The sequence below is a fragment of the Mycolicibacterium wolinskyi genome, from assembly GCF_002101965.1.
Taxonomy (GTDB): Bacteria; Actinomycetota; Actinomycetes; order Mycobacteriales; family Mycobacteriaceae; genus Mycobacterium; species Mycobacterium wolinskyi.
In genome coordinates this window covers 83527-100250 of the sequence record NZ_LQQA01000008.1, presented here as the reverse complement: position 1 = coordinate 100250, position 16724 = coordinate 83527, and the positions used below count along the sequence as shown (strand labels likewise).

General features: G+C 65.5%; 16 protein-coding genes. 9 read left to right on the top strand and 7 right to left on the bottom strand.

Annotation, left to right across the window (positions count from 1 at the left end; genetic code table 11):
• Nucleotides 1-82: 82 nt before the first annotated feature.
• The 6 genes from gyrB to dnaA all read right to left on the bottom strand — a co-directional run bounded on the left by gyrB (nt 83) and on the right by dnaA (nt 8212).
• Entirely contained in the window at nt 83-2110 is a 2028-nt protein-coding gene (gyrB, locus tag AWC31_RS07065; protein WP_085143646.1) for a DNA topoisomerase (ATP-hydrolyzing) subunit B, read from the bottom strand.
• Between the two features lie 218 nt (nt 2111-2328).
• Nucleotides 2329-2895, bottom strand: a complete 567-nt coding sequence (locus tag AWC31_RS07060; protein ID WP_085143598.1) for a DUF721 family protein — start codon at nt 2893-2895, stop codon at nt 2329-2331.
• Nucleotides 2892-4046, bottom strand: a complete 1155-nt coding sequence (recF, locus tag AWC31_RS07055; protein ID WP_085143597.1) for a DNA replication/repair protein RecF — start codon at nt 4044-4046, stop codon at nt 2892-2894. Before recF ends, AWC31_RS07060 begins: the two co-directional genes overlap by 4 nt.
• Nucleotides 4047-4049: 3 nt before the next feature.
• Nucleotides 4050-4943 carry a phosphogluconate dehydrogenase (NAD(+)-dependent, decarboxylating) gene (gnd, locus tag AWC31_RS07050; protein ID WP_085143596.1) on the bottom strand — a complete coding sequence of 298 codons (894 nt, stop codon included), beginning with the start codon at nt 4941-4943 and terminating at the stop codon, nt 4050-4052.
• A 26-nt stretch (nt 4944-4969) separates the two neighbouring features.
• The gene (gene dnaN, locus AWC31_RS07045; protein ID WP_085143595.1) at nt 4970-6163 is read right to left on the bottom strand and encodes a DNA polymerase III subunit beta; all 1194 of its coding nucleotides are present in this window, start codon (nt 6161-6163) and stop codon (nt 4970-4972) included.
• A gap of 549 nt (nt 6164-6712) precedes the next feature.
• The gene (dnaA, locus tag AWC31_RS07040) at nt 6713-8212 is read right to left on the bottom strand and encodes a chromosomal replication initiator protein DnaA (protein ID WP_085143594.1); all 1500 of its coding nucleotides are present in this window, start codon (nt 8210-8212) and stop codon (nt 6713-6715) included.
• A 503-nt stretch (nt 8213-8715) separates the two neighbouring features.
• On the opposite strand from dnaA, the gene rpmH reads away from it, so the two are divergent.
• From rpmH to AWC31_RS06995, 9 genes are all read left to right on the top strand, one after another.
• On the top strand, nt 8716-8859 hold the full coding sequence (rpmH, locus tag AWC31_RS07035) for a 50S ribosomal protein L34 (protein WP_084356629.1): 144 nt from the start codon (nt 8716-8718) through the stop codon (nt 8857-8859).
• Between the two features lie 18 nt (nt 8860-8877).
• A complete protein-coding gene (rnpA, locus tag AWC31_RS07030) occupies nt 8878-9246 on the top strand; it encodes a ribonuclease P protein component (protein ID WP_067849942.1) in 369 nt (122 codons plus the stop codon).
• Nucleotides 9243-9557, top strand: a complete 315-nt coding sequence (gene yidD, locus AWC31_RS07025) for a membrane protein insertion efficiency factor YidD (RefSeq protein ID WP_067849944.1) — start codon at nt 9243-9245, stop codon at nt 9555-9557. Before rnpA ends, yidD begins: the two co-directional genes overlap by 4 nt.
• A complete protein-coding gene (gene yidC / locus AWC31_RS07020) occupies nt 9550-10635 on the top strand; it encodes a membrane protein insertase YidC (protein WP_085143593.1) in 1086 nt (361 codons plus the stop codon). The genes yidD and yidC overlap by 8 nt, the downstream gene beginning before the upstream one ends.
• A gap of 36 nt (nt 10636-10671) precedes the next feature.
• The gene (locus tag AWC31_RS07015) at nt 10672-11214 is read left to right on the top strand and encodes a Jag family protein (RefSeq protein ID WP_067849948.1); all 543 of its coding nucleotides are present in this window, start codon (nt 10672-10674) and stop codon (nt 11212-11214) included.
• A 60-nt stretch (nt 11215-11274) separates the two neighbouring features.
• Nucleotides 11275-11982, top strand: coding sequence for a 16S rRNA (guanine(527)-N(7))-methyltransferase RsmG (gene rsmG / locus AWC31_RS07010; protein ID WP_067850093.1), 708 nt, complete (start codon nt 11275-11277; stop codon nt 11980-11982).
• Nucleotides 11983-11984: 2 nt separating this feature from the next.
• A complete protein-coding gene (locus AWC31_RS07005; protein ID WP_110774953.1) occupies nt 11985-12956 on the top strand; it encodes a ParA family protein in 972 nt (323 codons plus the stop codon).
• Between the two features lie 51 nt (nt 12957-13007).
• Entirely contained in the window at nt 13008-14018 is a 1011-nt protein-coding gene (locus AWC31_RS07000) for a ParB/RepB/Spo0J family partition protein (protein WP_085143592.1), read from the top strand.
• Nucleotides 14019-14257: 239 nt separating this feature from the next.
• On the top strand, nt 14258-15004 hold the full coding sequence (locus AWC31_RS06995) for an acetyltransferase (protein WP_085143591.1): 747 nt from the start codon (nt 14258-14260) through the stop codon (nt 15002-15004).
• A gap of 467 nt (nt 15005-15471) precedes the next feature.
• Here AWC31_RS06995 and AWC31_RS06990 read toward each other — a convergent pair whose 3' ends face one another.
• Nucleotides 15472-16662, bottom strand: a complete 1191-nt coding sequence (locus AWC31_RS06990; protein ID WP_067849955.1) for an N-acetylmuramoyl-L-alanine amidase — start codon at nt 16660-16662, stop codon at nt 15472-15474.
• Nucleotides 16663-16724: the final 62 nt, after the last annotated feature.

The following is a 16724-nucleotide window of genomic DNA, read 5'->3' as shown; positions in this document are numbered from 1 at the left end:
TCCCCTCGCAGTGCATTGTCGGCTCCTGCCGAAACTAGCGTACCGAGGGTTACCCGCCGTCGAACGTCACCGAACCATGACGTTAAACGTCCAGGAAACGCACGTCTTTCGCGTTGCGCGTGATGAAGCTGCGGCGTGCCTCGACGTCCTCGCCCATGAGGATCGAGAACAGCTCGTCGGCAGCGGCAGCGTCGTCAAGCGTCACCTGACGCAATACGCGCACCGACGGATCCATCGTGGTTTCCCACAATTCCTTGGCATCCATCTCGCCGAGACCCTTGTACCGCTGGATACCGTCGTCGACGTTGATCCGCTTGCCCGCCTTCTTGCCTGCCTCGAGCAGGCCGTCGCGCTCACGGTCGGAGTAGGCGAACTCGGGTTCCTGCCGCTGCCACTTCAGTTTGTACAGCGGCGGCTGGGCGAGGAACACGTGTCCGTTCTCGATCAGTGGCTTCATGAAGCGGAACAACAGCGTCAGCAGCAGCGTCGAGATGTGCTGGCCGTCGACGTCCGCGTCGGCCATCAGCACGATCTTGTGGTAGCGCAGCTTCTCGATGTCGAACTCGTCGTGGATACCGGTACCCAGCGCGGTGATGATGGACTGGACTTCGGTGTTCTTCAACACGCGGTCGATGCGGGCCTTCTCGACGTTGATGATCTTGCCGCGCAGCGGCAGGATCGCCTGGAACATCGAGTCGCGGCCGCTCTTGGCCGAGCCGCCTGCCGAATCGCCCTCCACCACATACAGTTCGGACTTGCTCGGATCGGTCGAGCGGCAGTCCGCGAGCTTGCCGGGCAGACCGCCGATGTCGGTTGCGCTCTTGCGCCGCACCAACTCTCGTGCCTTGCGCGCGGCGATACGGGCCTGCGCCGACGAAACAGCTTTGTTGACAACAGTTTTCGCCTCAGCCGGATTGGCCTCGAACCAGTGCTGCAGCTGCTCGTTGCAGATTCTCTGCACAAACGACTTCACCTCGGTGTTGCCGAGCTTGGTCTTCGTCTGACCCTCGAACTGCGGCTCGGCCACCTTCACCGAGATCACGGCGGCCAGGCCTTCGCGGATGTCGTCCCCGGTGAGGTTGGGGTCTTTGTCCTTGAGGAGCTTCTTGTCCTTGGCGTACTTGTTGACCACGCTCGTCAACGCCGTCCGGAAACCCTCTTCGTGCGTGCCGCCCTCGTGGGTGTTGATCGTGTTGGCGAACGTGTGCACGGATTCCGAGTACCCGGCGTTCCACTGCATCGCGATCTCGACCTCGTGGCCGGTGCCCTTGCCGCCGAAATCGATGATGCTCTGCTGGATCGGGGTCTTGGTCCGGTTGATGTGCTTGACGTAGTCGACCAACCCGCCGGGGTAGTGGAAGACGCGGTGCTTGACCTTGTGCGGACCGGCGGCCTCGGCGGCCTTCTCATCCGCGGATTTCGGCGCGTCGGCGGTGTCGCTGACGACCTCGTCGACCACCTCTTCTGCGGCGACCCGCTCGTCGGTGAACTCGATGGTCAGGCCCTTGTTGAGGAACGCCATCTCCTGCAGGCGGCGCGCGACCGTCTCGAAGTTGTAGTCGGTGGTCTCGAAGATCTCCGGATCGGCCCAGAATCGGACGGTGGTTCCGGTCTTCTTGGTGGCGCCGCCCTGCTTGAGGGTTCCCGGCACCGATTTGTCGTAGTACTGGAACCACTCGTAGCCGTCACGCAGGATCGTGACTTCGAGGCGGGTCGACAGGGCGTTGACCACCGACACACCCACGCCGTGCAGACCACCCGAGACGGCATACGTCTCGCCGTCGAACTTGCCGCCCGCGTGGAGCTGGGTCATCACGACATCGACAGTGGGCACGCCCGTGGCGTGCATGGCGACGGGGATGCCGCGGCCGTCGTCGGTGACCTCGACGCTGCCGTCGCCCAGAATCTTGACGTCGACGCGGGTCGCGAACCCGGCCATCGCCTCGTCGACTGCGTTGTCGACAACCTCCCAGATGAGATGATGCAGACCACGTTCACCGGTCGAGCCGATGTACATACCCGGACGTTTACGGACCGCTTCCAGCCCCTCGAGGATGGTGATGGAGTCGGCGCCGTATTCCTTGGGCGCATTATTCTTCTGGGCAGCCACGTCGGACGCGTCTCCTTGGGGTTCACGGGAGGCGGTACACATACCGCCTGAGATCCGTCGAACAGTCTACCGTCAGATCTGCACAGCACCGATTCTGTAGCTGCGTTTCTGCCCATCTGATTGCGCCGTGCGCGGAATTTCTCGGAACCCGGTGCGTGAGGACGCTTCAGGGCACCCCCGCTGACGGCCTCGGCCCTCTCAGCGGAAACTCAGACCGGCTAACCGTACGTGTCGCGGGGCCCGCGGCCGGCGATGTGGTACGGGCCCTTACGCCAGGACGGACCCACCGGTCCGACGATTTTCAGCGAGGTCACGACGCCGTCGCCCACGGCCGCGGCGATCTTGGCCAGCAGTTGCGCCTGCACCATCCGCAGCTGTGTGGCCCAGGCCGTGGACTCGGCCGACACCGTCAACACGCCCTCGTGCAACGCCGTGGGGTTGGCATGTTCGGCGATCTGGTCCCCGACGACCGAACGCCAGCGGCCGAACACCGAACCTTCGGCGACGCGCGACGACCAGCCGCGCGATTTCGCGAGATCCTGCGTCGCGGCGCCGAGGAGCTGCGGGTCGCGGACATCCGGACCGGGTCCCGACCACGCGCGCCGGCGCCCGGCACCGGCCACGCGCCGTACCGGCGCGCTGCGGCCACGGCCGACATCTTTACCTTGACTGCGTGCGGCGCCCCGCGCTTCCTCGAGCGTGCGGCGCACCAGATCCATGCCGCGCAGCCCGGCCAGATGATCGGGAGGGAAGGGCTGCACGGTGTCGTCGCCGTCGTCGGTCACGAACTCACCTCCGAAACCCGTCCACCGTCTTCTTCTGTCATCCGGACCTCGATGCGGCGCGCATCCCAGTCTTCCGGAATGTCCTCGGCCACCGCGGCGGTCACGAGAACCTGCTCGGCGGCCCCGGCGACCGTGGCCAGCGCCCGCCGCCGCGCACTGTCGAGTTCGGCGAACACGTCATCGAGCAGCAGCACCGGATCAGCCCCGTCGCTGCGTAACAGCTCATAGGCGCCGAGCCGCAGGGCGAGTGCCATCGACCACGATTCACCGTGGCTCGCAAAGCCTTTCGCCGGTTGATCGCCGAGCCTCAGCTCGAGGTCGTCACGGTGGGGACCGACCAGGCACACGCCGCGTTCCAGTTCGGCATCGCGCCGCCGGGCCAGCGCGTCGAGCAACGCGGCCTCGTAGAACTCCACGCCTTCACCCGCGGGCGCATTCTCGATCGCCTCCACGCTGCTGCGGTAGCGAATCGCCGCGGGCCGCGACGCCGGCGCCAGCAGTTGATAGGCCTTCTCCACCTCGGGATGGAGCTGATCCACCAGGGCGACGCGGGCCGCGATGAGCGCCGCCCCGTGCGCGGCCAGATGCCCATCCCACACGTCGAGCGTGTCCAGCACGCTGCGATCGCCCCGATAACGGGCGCCCGCAGCGGTTTTCAGCAGGGCGGTCCGCTGACGCACGACTTTGTCGTAATCGGCGCGTACCCCGGCGATGGATGGCCGGCGCGTCGTCGCGAGTTCGTCGAGATAGCGGCGGCGGTCACCCGGATCCCCCCGTACCAACGCCAGATCCTCCGGGCTGAACAACACTGCCCGCAGTACACCGAGGATCTCGCGGGCGCTGCGCACCGGGGACCGGTTCAATCGCGCCTTGTTGGCCCGTCCGCTCGTGATCTCGAGGTCCACCGCTAGTTCGCGACCGTCGTTCACCACGATGGTCGACACGATCGCGCGCTCTGCCCCGGCACGGATCAACGGTGCGTCCGACGCCACGCGATGCGACCCGAGCGTTGCTGAATACCACAGCGCCTCAACAAGATTCGTCTTGCCGAAGCCGTTCGGCCCGACAAACACCGTCCGGCCGGGCTCGAGGTCCAGCTCGACGTGTGCCCAGGAACGGAAGTCTGTCAGTCCCAGGTGACGAACATGCACGGTTCAGCCCGACTCGCTGATCCTCTTGACGGCGTGTCCACCGAACTGGTTACGCAGCGCCGACACCGCCTTCATGGTGGGCGAGTCGTCCTGCCTCGAGGCGAACCGCGCGAACAACGAGGCCGCGATCACCGGCATCGGGACCCGGTGCGCGATGGCCTCTTCGACCGTCCACCGCCCTTCACCGGAATCCTCGGTGTAACCGCTGATCTCGGCGAACCCCGGGTCTTCCTTGAGCGCCTTGGCCAACAGCTCCTGCAGCCACGACCGCACGACGGTGCCGTTGGACCAGGCCTGGATCACGGCCTGCGGATCGTTGATGAGATCTTCGGCGGCCAGCAGTTCGTAGCCTTCGGCGTAGGCGTGCATCAACCCGTACTCGATGCCGTTGTGCACCATCTTGGCGTAATGACCGGCACCGACCGGGCCGGCGTGCACGAAACCGTCGGCGAGATCTCCGGGCGGCCGGAGGGTGTCGAAGATCGGCATGACGCGCGCCACGTCGGCATCACTACCGCCGACCATCAACCCGTAGCCCTCGGTCAAACCCCAGACCCCGCCGGACACACCGGCGTCGATGAAAGAGATTCCCTTGTCGCCCAACAGTTTTGCGTGCGGTCCGTCCTCGGTGTAGCGCGAGTTGCCGCCGTCGATCACCAGATCGCCCGGACTGAGCACATCGGCCAGCTCGGCGATGGTGCTGTGGGTGATCGTCCCCGACGGCACCATCACCCACACCACCCGTGGCGCGGTCAACGCGGCGGCGAGCGCGGCGAGGTTCGCGACATCGGTAACCTCGGGGCGGGGGTCGTAGCCGATGACCTCATGACCGCCCGCACGCAGGCGCTCCCGCATGTTGAAGCCCATCTTGCCCAGGCCGACTAACCCCAGTTGCATGTGCGCCCCTCTTCTCGGCAGGCCGGTCAGCCAGGAAGGCGCACCGGCATCAACAGATAGACGTAATCGGTTTGGGCAGCCGGGAACGGACCCGAGCCACCGCCCGTGCCATCATCCTCGCCCGCCGGCCGCAACACCGCGGGACGGCTCGGTGTCGTGAAGCCGAATGTCACGCGTTCGGAATGCAACGAGCCCAAACCGTCGGTGAGGTAGGTCGGGTTGAACGCGATGGTCAACGGCTCGCCGGCGAACGAGACCGGCAGGTCCTCCTCGGCACGGCCCACGTCGTCGGCGCCCGCGGACAGCCGCAGCACGTCATCGCTGAACTCCATGCGAATCTGGGCGCCGCGATCGGCGACGAGCGCGACACGCTTGATGGCCTCGGTGAGCTCGGCGACCCCGATCGTGGCGATCGCGGTGTGCTCGGTCGGCAGCAACTGACGGAATTTCGGGAACTCGGCGTCGAGGAGCCGGGTGGTGCTGCGCTTACCGTCGCTGCGGATGCCGAGCAGCCCGTCCTTGCCGACCGCCGCGCCCGAGCCGAGCGCGAGGTGGACCTGCGTGCCGTCGGTGCCTGCCTTGGCCGCTTCGGCGAGCGTCTTGGCCGGAACCAGCACCGCAGCCTCGACGTCGCCTGCGGTCGTGGCCCACGTGAGTTCCCGGACGGCGAGCCGGAAGCGGTCGGTGGCCGCCAAAACGACGGACTCGCCCGAGATCTCGACCCGGATGCCGGTCAACATCGGCAACGTGTCGTCGCGGCCGGCGGCGACGGCGACCTGGCCGATGGCCTCGGCGAACAGGTCGGCCGACACGACACCGGTCTCGTCTGGCAGCGCGGGCAGCGCGGGGTAATCCTCGACCGCGAGGGTGGGAAGCGAGAACCGCGCGCTGCCGCAGGTCAGCGCCACTCGAGTGCCTTCCACGCTGACTTCCACCGGTTTGGCCGGCAGCGCCTTGGTGATGTCGGAAAGCAACCGACCGGACACCAAAACGCTTCCGGCAGAAGCGATTTCAGCAGCCACCCGGACCTCGGCAGAAACTTCGTAATCGAATCCCGAGATCGTCAGGCCGTCTTCGGTGCCGGTCAGCAAGACCCCAGCCAGCACCGGGATGGTCGGCCGAGTCGGGAGATTACGGGCCACCCAGGCCACCGCGTCCGCGAAGTCTTCGCGCACCACGCGAAACTTCAAGTCGGTCAGCCCAGCCGTCGTCGTCGCCACGTCCTATGCGCCCCTTCGATAATCCCCGCAATGAGCTCTACCAGCGCGTTCCCAAGACCGGATCAGGCAGCGAGTCGCTGAATGACACGGTCGGGAAGCGCCGTCGATGAACCACCGTAGAGCTTTCCGCACCAACTTGAAAGCTAATCGATCGGGCTGACATCGGCGTGCGCTGAGCCGGCCGCGCACCCGGCGGGCCGAATCTCCCCAAGGTGCTTCTTCTAAAGAGAATCCTAGGAAGATATTTGAGTAACAGTATTAGGTGCTGTGGAATCTGGGGATGAAGTGTGGTTTGCCCAGTACGCGCGGTGTGTCGCGATGTGAGCCGGCTGTGGAGCGCGGGGCGCGGTTGTGAGTCGGACTGTGGACAGCCGGGCCCGTGTGGATCGATTCGATGTTCATCCCGTGGTTTGCCCGCAGGTTGTACACAGCGCCATCCACAGTGCTCGAGTGTGACAACTGACGCCCGTGTGACGAAAGTTGTTCGCAGATTTTTCGCGGGGTCGGGCCCCGGAACCACAATGTGAGACGCCGGACGGGCGCCCGCGCTCAACGCTTCGCGCGTTGGCGGATACGGGTGGTGAGTTCCTTGACGTGATCGAAGACCTCGCGGCGCTCGGCCATCTCGCCGCGGATCTTCTTCTCGGCGTACATGACCGTCGTGTGATCGCGCCCGAACGCCTGCCCGATCTTGGGCAGCGACAGGTCGGTGAGCTCACGGCACAGATACATGGCGATCTGCCGGGACTGCGCCAAGGCGCGGGTCTTACCCGGGCCGCGCAGCTCCTCGACGGTGGTCTCGAAGTACTCGGCCGTGGCGGCCATGATCGCGGCGGTGCTGATCTGCATGGTTGTGGCGTCGGCGATGAGATCGCGCAGCACGACCTCGGCGAGTGACTTGTCGATGCGCGTCTTGTTCAGCGACGCGAACGCCGTGACGCGGATCAGCGCACCCTCGAGTTCGCGGATGTTGCGTTCGATGCTGCTGGCGATGAGCTCGAGGACGTCGTCGGGCACGTCGAGCCGGTCCATCTGGGCTTTCTTGCGCAGGATCGCGATGCGGGTCTCGAGCTCCGGCGGCTGGACGTCGGTGATCAGCCCCCACTCGAAGCGGGTACGCAGGCGGTCCTCGAGCGTCGCCAGCTGCTTGGGCGGGCGGTCCGACGAGATGACGATCTGCTTGTTGGCGTTGTGCAGGGTGTTGAAGGTGTGGAAGAACTCTTCCTGGATACCTTCCTTGCCCTCGATGAACTGGATGTCGTCGACCAGAAGGATGTCGATGTCGCGGTAGCTGCGTTTGAACGAGGCCTTGCGGTCGTCACGCAGTGAGTTGATGAAGTCGTTGGTGAATTCTTCGGTGGAGACGTACTTCACGCGCATGCCGGGAAAGAGACGTTGCGCATAATTTCCGGCGGCGTGCAGCAGATGGGTCTTGCCGAGGCCCGATTCGCCCCAGATGAACAAGGGGTTGTACGCCCGGGCCGGCGCTTCGGCGATGGCGAGCGTGGCGGCGTGTGCGAAGCGGTTGGAGGCACCGATGACGAACGTGTCGAACGTGTAGCGGCGGTTGAGATTGACCGCGTTGCCGTCGGCGGCCGCCGGGTCCTGTTGCGGGCTGCTGAAGTAGGTCGGCCAGCTCTCCTCGGCGTTGACCTTGGCCTCGCGGTCGTCGTCGATCTCGTCGGTGTCGACCGACAGGGGAGCCGGGTCGTGCGCGCTGTCGGGGCCCGGATCGTCGGGCTCGTCGGGCGGCGTGGCGATTCGCACGCCGAGCTCGACGCGCTGGCCGAGCTTGCGGCTGAGCGCGGTGACGATGGGCTCGCGAAGGTGACGCTCGATCTCGTTCTGGACGAAGGGCGTGGGAACCGACAGCAGAGCAAACCCCTCGGCGATGACGAGCGGTTTGACGAGTTTGAGCCAGGCCCTTTGCTGCGGGGTGAGGGCAGGCAGGGAACCATCGCCTTGACGGCCGCCTTCGTGATCGCCGTTGAGTTCGGCGACGACGCTGTTCCAGACGGCGACGAAAGGTGGGTCGGGGTCAGCAGTCACTGACGGTTACCCCCTTTGAGGTGCTGGAGGTCGACCCAGGGACGACCAAAAGAACGATGACGAACTGTCCACATATTTATCCACAGCTTGTGGAGAAAGGACAGTCGCCGTCGCTCTGTTGTCTGTAGCGAGGGCGTGGTGGCCGGGCTCGTCACGTGCTGAGCGGTCAGCGGCGAGACGACGTCCTCAGTTCATTGTCCGGGGCCGGTCCAGGCGTGGAACGGCATTGCCAGAAGCTAACAGTTTTCTGTCGAAGTGCCAACAGTTCTGCAACATCCGCCGGCGGAACTTCGTGCCGGTTGGCGCAGGTTTGACCCAGGGAAATCTCGTCAGTAACCTTGACCAGTCGCCCGCACGTGGCGATACGGCTGCGACCCGGGCTTGCCCGGAGACCGCGCCGGTAAGTAAAGCACGACGGACGAGCTTATCAACGGCAGCCGGGTCTCTCCGACACGAAAGTGTGGGTGAGTCGCGGATGCCATACGGAACAAGGAGATACTGCCGTGGCCAAGGGCAAGCGGACCTTCCAGCCCAACAACCGCCGCCGTGCGCGGGTGCATGGGTTCCGGCTGCGGATGCGCACCCGCGCCGGCCGCGCCATCGTCTCCAACCGGCGTAGCAAGGGCCGTCGCGCGCTCACTGCGTGATTCGACGCAGGTAGCGCGGTGCTTCCGGCTCGACACCGGATGAGGCGGTCCGCGGAGTTCAGTGCCACCGTCGGTCGTGGCGTGCGTGCTGTGCAACCTGATGTTGTCGTGCACGCATTACGCAACGGTTCGGACGAGAGTGGTCCGCGGATCGGCTTGATCGTGTCCAAGTCTGTGGGGAACGCGGTGGAACGTCATCGTGTGTCGCGTCGCTTGCGGCACGCGGCTCGAACTGTGTTGCCCCATCTCCATCCCGCCGACCTGATGGTCATCCGGGCGCGGCCGGGTTGCCGTGATGCGCTGTCGCCCCGCTTGGAGCAGCAGCTGCGTCAGGCCGTCGAGAAGGTCCATGAGCGCGCGGGTGCCCGGCGCGGGACGTCTTCATGATTCGCCGCGCGGGTTCAGGTGTGGCCCGCGGTCTGATCTTCCTGATCCAGCTCTACCGCCACACGATCTCGCCGCTGCGGCTGCCGACATGCCGGTTCATGCCGACGTGTAGTCAGTACGCGGTCGATGCTCTCACCGAGTACGGGTTGATCCGTGGCGGTTGGCTGGCCACAGTCCGGCTGCTGAAGTGCGGCCCGTGGCATCGGGGAGGATGGGACCCCATACCGGAGCGTCGCCCGCATACGTGTGAGACCGATGTCTCCGGTGAGACAGCCGCTGCCGACCTTGTCAGGAGCAAGTCGCGTGTTTAATTGGTTCAGCCTCGACATCATCTATTACCCGGTGTCGGCGATCATGTGGGTTTGGTACAAGGCCTTCGCCTTCCTGCTGGGCCCGTCCAACTTCTTCGCCTGGGCGCTGTCGGTGATGTTCCTGGTGTTCACGCTCCGCGCGATCCTCTACAAGCCGTTCGTCAAGCAGATCCGCACGACGCGCCAGATGCAGGAACTGCAGCCCCAGATCAAGGCGCTGCAGAAGAAGTACGGCAAGGACCGCCAGCGGATGGCGCTCGAGATGCAGAAGCTGCAGCGCGAGCACGGATTCAATCCGATCCTCGGCTGCCTGCCGATGCTCGCGCAGGTGCCGGTGTTCCTCGGCCTCTATCACGTGCTGATGTCGTTCAACCGCACCCAGACCGGTATCGGGCGCTTGGGTCTTTCGGTCGAAGAGAACCGCAGCCTGCCGAACTACCTCTTCAGCGCGACCGACGTCGGGCACTTCCTGGACGCGAACCTGTTCGGTGCCCCACTGGGCGCGACGATGATCCAGCAGCACGGCCTCGAGGCCTTCACCGAATTCAACCGCCTCGCGGTGATCGCCGTCGGTCTGCCGATCATGATCCTGGCCGGCATCGCGACGCACTTCAACAGCCGCGCATCCGTCGCGCGCCAGAGTCCGGAAGCGGCGTCCAATCCTCAGACCGCGATGATGAACAAGCTCGCGCTGTACGTGTTCCCGCTCGGTGTCGTCGTCGGCGGCCCGTTCCTTCCGCTCGCCGTGATCATGTACTGGCTGGCCAACAACATCTGGACCTACGGTCAGCAGCACTACGTGTTCGGCAAGATCGAGAAGGAAGAGGAAGCGAAGAAGGCCGAGGCGCTCGAACGCCGCGCCGCCAACGCGCCGGCGCCGGGAGCCAAACCGAATCGGGCTCGCAAACAGACCCCGAGTACGTCTGCGGGCCCCGATGTCGAGAGCACGGTGCCCGAGATCGAAAGCTCGGCCGCGACCGACAACAAAGCTGACGATCCCAAGACAGACACCACGGGCACGACGGCGGTGAGCCGAACGCCGAAGCCAGGCGCGCGCCCCAAGAAGCGGAAACGTTGACCAGTTCCGGCTGGCACAAGTAGGGAGAAGACGGATATGACGGACGCACAGACGACCGAACCGGGCGCCGAGGTGAAGGAGAGCGCCGAGTCCGTGGCGAAGGTCGAGGACGACCTCGAGGAGCGGTTGGTCGCCGAGGGTGAGATCGCCGGTGACTACCTCGAGGAGCTTCTCGATCTTCTGGATTTCGACGGCGATATCGATCTCGATGTGGAGGGCGACCGCGCGGTCGTGAGCATCGACGGCGGCGGCGACCTGAACAAGTTGGTTGGTCGTAAAGGCGAGGTGCTCGACGCGCTGCAGGAGCTGACCCGGCTCGCGGTTCACCAGAAGACGGGGGAGCGGAGTCGGCTCATGCTGGACATCGCTCGGTGGCGTCGGCGTCGCCGCGACGAGCTTGCCGCGCTCGGCGAGAAGGTCGCGCGACGCGTGCTGGAGTCCGGCGAGCGCGAAGAACTCGCCCCGATGACTCCCTTCGAGAGGAAGATCGTCCACGACGCGGTCGCCGCGATCGACGGCGTCCGGAGTGAGAGCGAGGGCGTGGAGCCGTCGCGCCGCGTCGTTGTTCTCCTTGGCTAGTTACATCGGTGTAGTTCGTAGGCGGCCTCCGCGGCCGCGGGAGTTCGGAGGATGTTTCACGTGAAACATGAACCGGCACCCGTGGCACCGGAGGCCGCTGGCGTTGTGTTCGGCGATCGTCTCCCGGCCGCGGAACGGTACGCAGCGCTCCTCGCCACCGCCGGCGTCGAGCGTGGGCTGATCGGCCCGCGCGAGGTGGATCGAATATGGGACCGCCACATTCTCAACAGCTCCGCACTGGGTGAGCTTGTGGTTGCCGGCGAGCGAGTGGCGGACATCGGTAGTGGTGCCGGCCTACCCGGGATACCGTTGGCGTTGGCCCGTCCCGACGTTCACGTCACATTGATCGAGCCGCTGCTGCGCCGCAGCGAGTTCCTTCGTGAAGTGGTTGCGGAGCTCGACCTGAGCGTGGCGGTGGTGCGGGGCAGGGCCGAGGATCGGGTCGTCCGGGAGCAGGCGGGGGAGATGGATGTCGTGACCTCTCGCGCGGTGGCTTCGCTGGACAAGCTCGCGCGGTGGAGCATGCCGCTCCTTCGGGAGGGCGGGCGGATGTTGGCGATCAAAGGCGAACGCGCTGAGGCCGAGATAGAGGAGTTCCGGCGTGTGATGGCATCACTGGGCGCGGCGGATGCCAGGGTAGTGAGATGTGGCGCGAACTATTTGAACCCACCCGTAACCGTCGTCGACGCGCGGCGCAGGGCGAGCAATCGGGGGCGGCAAGGACCGGCGGGCAAGGCCGGTCCGCGGGGGAGAGCGGGCAGGAGATGAAGATGGGTTCGAAGCAGAACGAGGTGCCAAGCGCAGTGGGTAAGCCCAATGTTTCACGTGAAACATGGAACGGTCCGGTCAACACCACATGGTCGGCGGACGCCAGCATGGACACCCCGATCGCGGCAGAAGCCGAGCAGGCGACTCGCGTCCTCCACACCTCGCATGGCCAGCTCCCGCGCCCCGAGCGCCAGCGCGTGTTCACGATCGCGAACCAGAAGGGCGGGGTTGGCAAGACGACCACGGCAGTGAACGTCGCCGCCGCGCTCGCGCTCCAGGGACTGCGGACCTTGGTGATCGATCTCGACCCGCAGGGCAACGCGAGCACCGCGTTGAGCATCGAGCACCGGCCCGGGACACCGTCGTCGTACGAAGTACTCATCGGTGAGATCCCGGTCGAAGAGGCGCTGCAGCAGAGCCCGCACAGTGAGCGTCTGTACTGCATCCCGGCCACCATCGACCTCGCGGGCGCCGAGATCGAATTGGTCAGCATGGTCGCCCGCGAAGGCCGGCTGCGGTCGGCTCTCGCCGAGCTCAAGAACTACAACTTCGACTACGTGTTCATCGACTGCCCGCCGTCACTCGGCTTGCTGACCATCAACGCGCTCGTAGCCGCCCCGGAGGTGCTGATTCCGATCCAGTGCGAGTACTACGCGCTCGAAGGTGTGGGCCAGCTCTTGCGGAACATCGAGATGGTGAAGGCGCATCTCAATCCGGACTTGTCGGTATCCACCGTCATACTCACGATGTACGACGGCCGGACCAAACTGGCCGACCAAGTCGCCGAGGACGTCCGGGAGCACTTCGGCGACAAGGTGCTTCGTACCGTCATCCCGCGGAGCGTGAAGGTGTCGGAAGCGCCCGGGTACGGCATGACGATCCTCGACTACGACCCCGGCTCGCGCGGCGCACTGAGTTATCTCGATGCGAGCCGTGAGATCGCAGAGCGCGGTGCGCCGCCTCGTGCGCAGTAGACGAACAAGCAGCAGGCGTAGAAGCGGACGGTAGAGGGGCAGGACAGGATCATGAATCAGCCGGCACGGAAGCGAAGCGGTCTCGGTAGGGGCCTGGCATCTCTGATTCCGACTGGGCCAGCCGATGGCGGTACCGACGCTCTGAGCCCGCGGATGGGAGACAGCGCCGCCGACGTTCTCCTGGGTGCGCCACCCGGAGCACCCGGTGAACCGGCCCCGACCCCGGTCGAGCAGATTGACGGAGAAGCCGTCGGTGCCACGTATCGCGAGATCGACCCGGCCGCCATCGAGCCGAACCCGCGTCAGCCGCGCCAGGTCTTCGATGACGAAGCGCTGAACGAGCTCGTCCACTCGATCCGCGAATTCGGCTTGATGCAGCCGATCGTCGTACGTGCCGTGCCCGGCGAAGGCGATATCCGCTACCAGATCGTCATGGGGGAGCGCCGGTGGCGGGCCGCTCAGCAGGCCGGCCTGACGGCAATCCCCGCGATCGTCCGCGAAACCGCCGACGACAGTATGCTGCGCGACGCACTCCTCGAGAACATCCACCGCGTGCAGCTCAACCCGCTGGAAGAGGCCGCGGCCTACCAACAGCTCCTCGACGAATTCGAGGTCACCCACGACGAACTGGCGGCGCGGATCGGACGGTCACGTCCGCTGATCTCCAACATGATCCGCCTGCTCCGACTGCCGATCGCGGTGCAGCGCCGGGTGGCCGCAGGCGTGCTGTCCGCCGGCCATGCCCGCGCGCTCCTCTCGCTGGAGGGTAGTCCGGAGCAGCAGGAGGAACTCGCGGCCCGCATCGTGGCCGAAGGACTCTCGGTGCGGGCAACCGAAGAGGCCGTGACACTCGCCAACCGCGACGGCAAGACCGCCCCGGCGCCCCGGCGGAAGCCGATCCAGATGCCGGGTCTGCAGGACGTTGCCGAAAAGCTGTCGACGGCGTTCGATACCCGCGTCACGGTCAGTCTCGGCAAACGCAAGGGCAAGATCGTCGTCGAGTTCGGGTCGGTCGACGATCTGCAGCGCATCGTCGAACTGATGAGCGCACAAGAACAGTAATTTGACGCTGAAAACCGAGGACCAACTACCCACGGTCGTTCCGTCACTGTGACACATCCGGTCGAAGCGCACTCGGCACGGTGTGGGCGTGAAGGCAAAGCACTTGTGCGCCACCATATTTCGCAGAAAGGGCGGTGTTCGATGAGAGTTTCACCGCCCACTGGGCTGTTGACCGCATGCTCTCCTATCCTTGAGGGGCAGCCGCGCACGTCAACTTCGTGTGAAAGCCGGGGAGTCTAGTGTCAGCACACATCACGCCGCTTCGGCTCGAGGGATTCGAGCAGCTGCCGAAGCATGCACGGCGATGTGTGTTCTGGGAAGTCGACCCGTCGACCGTCCCCGGCGAAGATCACCTCACCGATCCCGAGTTCGAGAAAGAAGCCTGGCTCTCGATGGTCATGCTCGAGTGGGGCTCGTGCGGACAGCTGGCCGTGCAGGCGTCACCGGCTGCGGTCGGCGACTTCGAGACACTGCTGAAGGGCGACGAGCCGTGTGTCGGGTACGCGTTCTACGCGCCGCCCGGCGCGGTTCCACGTGCCCGCCTGTTCCCAACCGCACCCGTCAGTGCCGACGCGGTGCTGCTGACGACGGTCGCCGTCGAATCCGCGGAGGAGACCGAAGGCCTGTCGGCCAGCCTGCTCGCCGCGGTGGTCAGCGATCTCGTCCGCCGCGGTGTCCGGGCGCTCGAGGCGTTCGGCTATACGACCGCCGTGACCGATATCGACTGCGGCGCACTGCCCGATGAACTGGCGCCGGTCGTCGAGGTGCTGGGGGACTGCGCGGTCGATCAGTGCATGATCTCGGCCGATTTCCTCTTGGATGTGGGTTTCACGGTCGTCGCACCACATCCGTACTTCCCGCGGCTACGCCTGGAGCTCGACAAGGGTCTCGGCTGGAAGGCCGAGGTGGAGGCCGCGTTGGAGCGACTGCTGGAGAACGCTCGGATCGAACTGCCCGTCGGCGCGGGCTCGGTATCGCTGCCGTAGCCGTTCTCATTGACGCGAGGCCTTTCCCACCGGGTATGGGGCAAACGGCGCGGCTTCTCGTTGATCTGACACGAGTGGCTATCAGTGCATGTGCGCGTTGTCGGCCGGCTGGATCATCACTTGACCTGGGGCACCATCGCCTCCGCCGGGAACGGACGCCTACGCGGAAAAGATATATCAGAAGAATCGGGTCGCCGGCCTGTGATCACACCCGGAGCCATCACCCCATGCCGCGACACCGACCAGGAACCTTATGTGGGTGAAATCCCCACCGTCACAATGGCTATGACCGTACCAGTGCGGAAGCCTGAAGGGGTTGTCTTACCGAGCTCATTGCATGGTTTTCCGTTGCGGCGCTCAGTGATGGCCAGTCTCTAGGCCGACCTGCCGCACCGAATTCCGGTGCAACAGTTGGAGATTGACGGACAATGCATCGACGTGGCGCCATCGACCTGACGCCGAGGGAATCAGGCGCCGCGGCCGGCCTGTTCCACCGACAGTTCGTGGGCCAGGAGCTCGGCGAACGTGAAAGTGCCTGTGGGACGGTCGTTTTTGCCCAACAGGTAGAGCCGCTTCACGGCGGCGAGGATGCCTTCGGCGATGGCGTCACGGGTCTGAGTCGACACGAGAAGGCCGCGGTCACGCGGGTTGGTGATGTAGCCGATGTCGACCTGCACGGTGGGCATGCGGGTGAGCCGCAGCAGGTCCCACGTGCGGCCGTGGGTGCGGCAGTCACGTAATCCGGTGCGCGCCACCACTTCACGTTGGATGAAGTCGGCGAGATTGCGGCCGATGGTCGACACCGAGCCGTGGGAGTTTCCGAAGTGGAACGACGCGACGCCGTTGGCGGCCGGGCTGGCCTGCGTGGCACAGCGCAGGCTGATCATCAGATCGGCACCCACGGTGTTGGCGGTGCCCGCACGCTCGGCGTCGGATGGGCTGCGGTTGGCCGGCCGCGACGTGAACGTGTCCATGCCGATGGCGGTCATGCGGCCCTCGAGTCGGCTTGCCAAGTCCCACAGGATGTCTGCTTCGCTGATGGGGCCTTCGGGTCCGTGCATGATGAGCCCGTGGTCGGCTCCACCGCGGCCCGGATCGATGATCACCCGCTTGCCGGACAGGCGAGGGCCGGAGCTGCGCACCAACTCCTCTTCGCGGATCGCGTGCGGTGAGCCACCGGTCACGCGTGAGCCGAGGAAGTACAGCGAGCGCAACGTTTCCGGACCGCAGATGCCGTCTGGATAGAGCCCGTATTCACGTTGGTACGAGGACAACGCGTTGTGCGTCTGCAGACCGAAGTATCCGTCGACCAGACCGGTGTAGAAGCCGAGATCCTGCAGCCGGGCCTGCAGAGTGGCGACATCGTCGCCGTACATGGGTGCGCCGAACTGATGGGTCAGCGTGCGGGCGCCGAGTCGGTAGGACGCTTCGCGCAACGCGCGATACGTGGCCTCCCCGACAATGCCGTCGACGAGTAGGCCACGATGCTGCTGAAATGCGCGGACAGCTTGGTCGAGTTCGTCGTCGAACGCGTCCAGTGCCACGTGTCGACCCGTACTGAGATCGGCGTCGGGGTTCTCGATGAGACCAAGCGCCGCCAGCGCTGCCCGGATCTCGGTGACCGCACCGCCACGATCACCGCGACGCAGACTCGACATACGGGGCCCCTCCAGGCTGGTTTGCGGCAATCTGCCGGACTAGCTAGGCAGCATTGTCTCAG

Coding starts and splice junctions, on each gene's coding strand:
- gnd (WP_085143596.1), bottom strand. CDS start 4,943: ATGCAACTGGGGTTAGTCGGCCTGGGCAAGATGGGCTTCAACATGCGG.
- yidD (WP_067849944.1), top strand. CDS start 9,243: ATGATTCGCCGCGCGGGTTCAGGTGTGGCCCGCGGTCTGATCTTCCTG.
- AWC31_RS07015 (WP_067849948.1), top strand. CDS start 10,672: ATGACGGACGCACAGACGACCGAACCGGGCGCCGAGGTGAAGGAGAGC.
- AWC31_RS07005 (WP_110774953.1), top strand. CDS start 11,985: ATGGGTTCGAAGCAGAACGAGGTGCCAAGCGCAGTGGGTAAGCCCAAT.
- AWC31_RS07000 (WP_085143592.1), top strand. CDS start 13,008: ATGAATCAGCCGGCACGGAAGCGAAGCGGTCTCGGTAGGGGCCTGGCA.
- AWC31_RS06990 (WP_067849955.1), bottom strand. CDS start 16,662: ATGTCGAGTCTGCGTCGCGGTGATCGTGGCGGTGCGGTCACCGAGATC.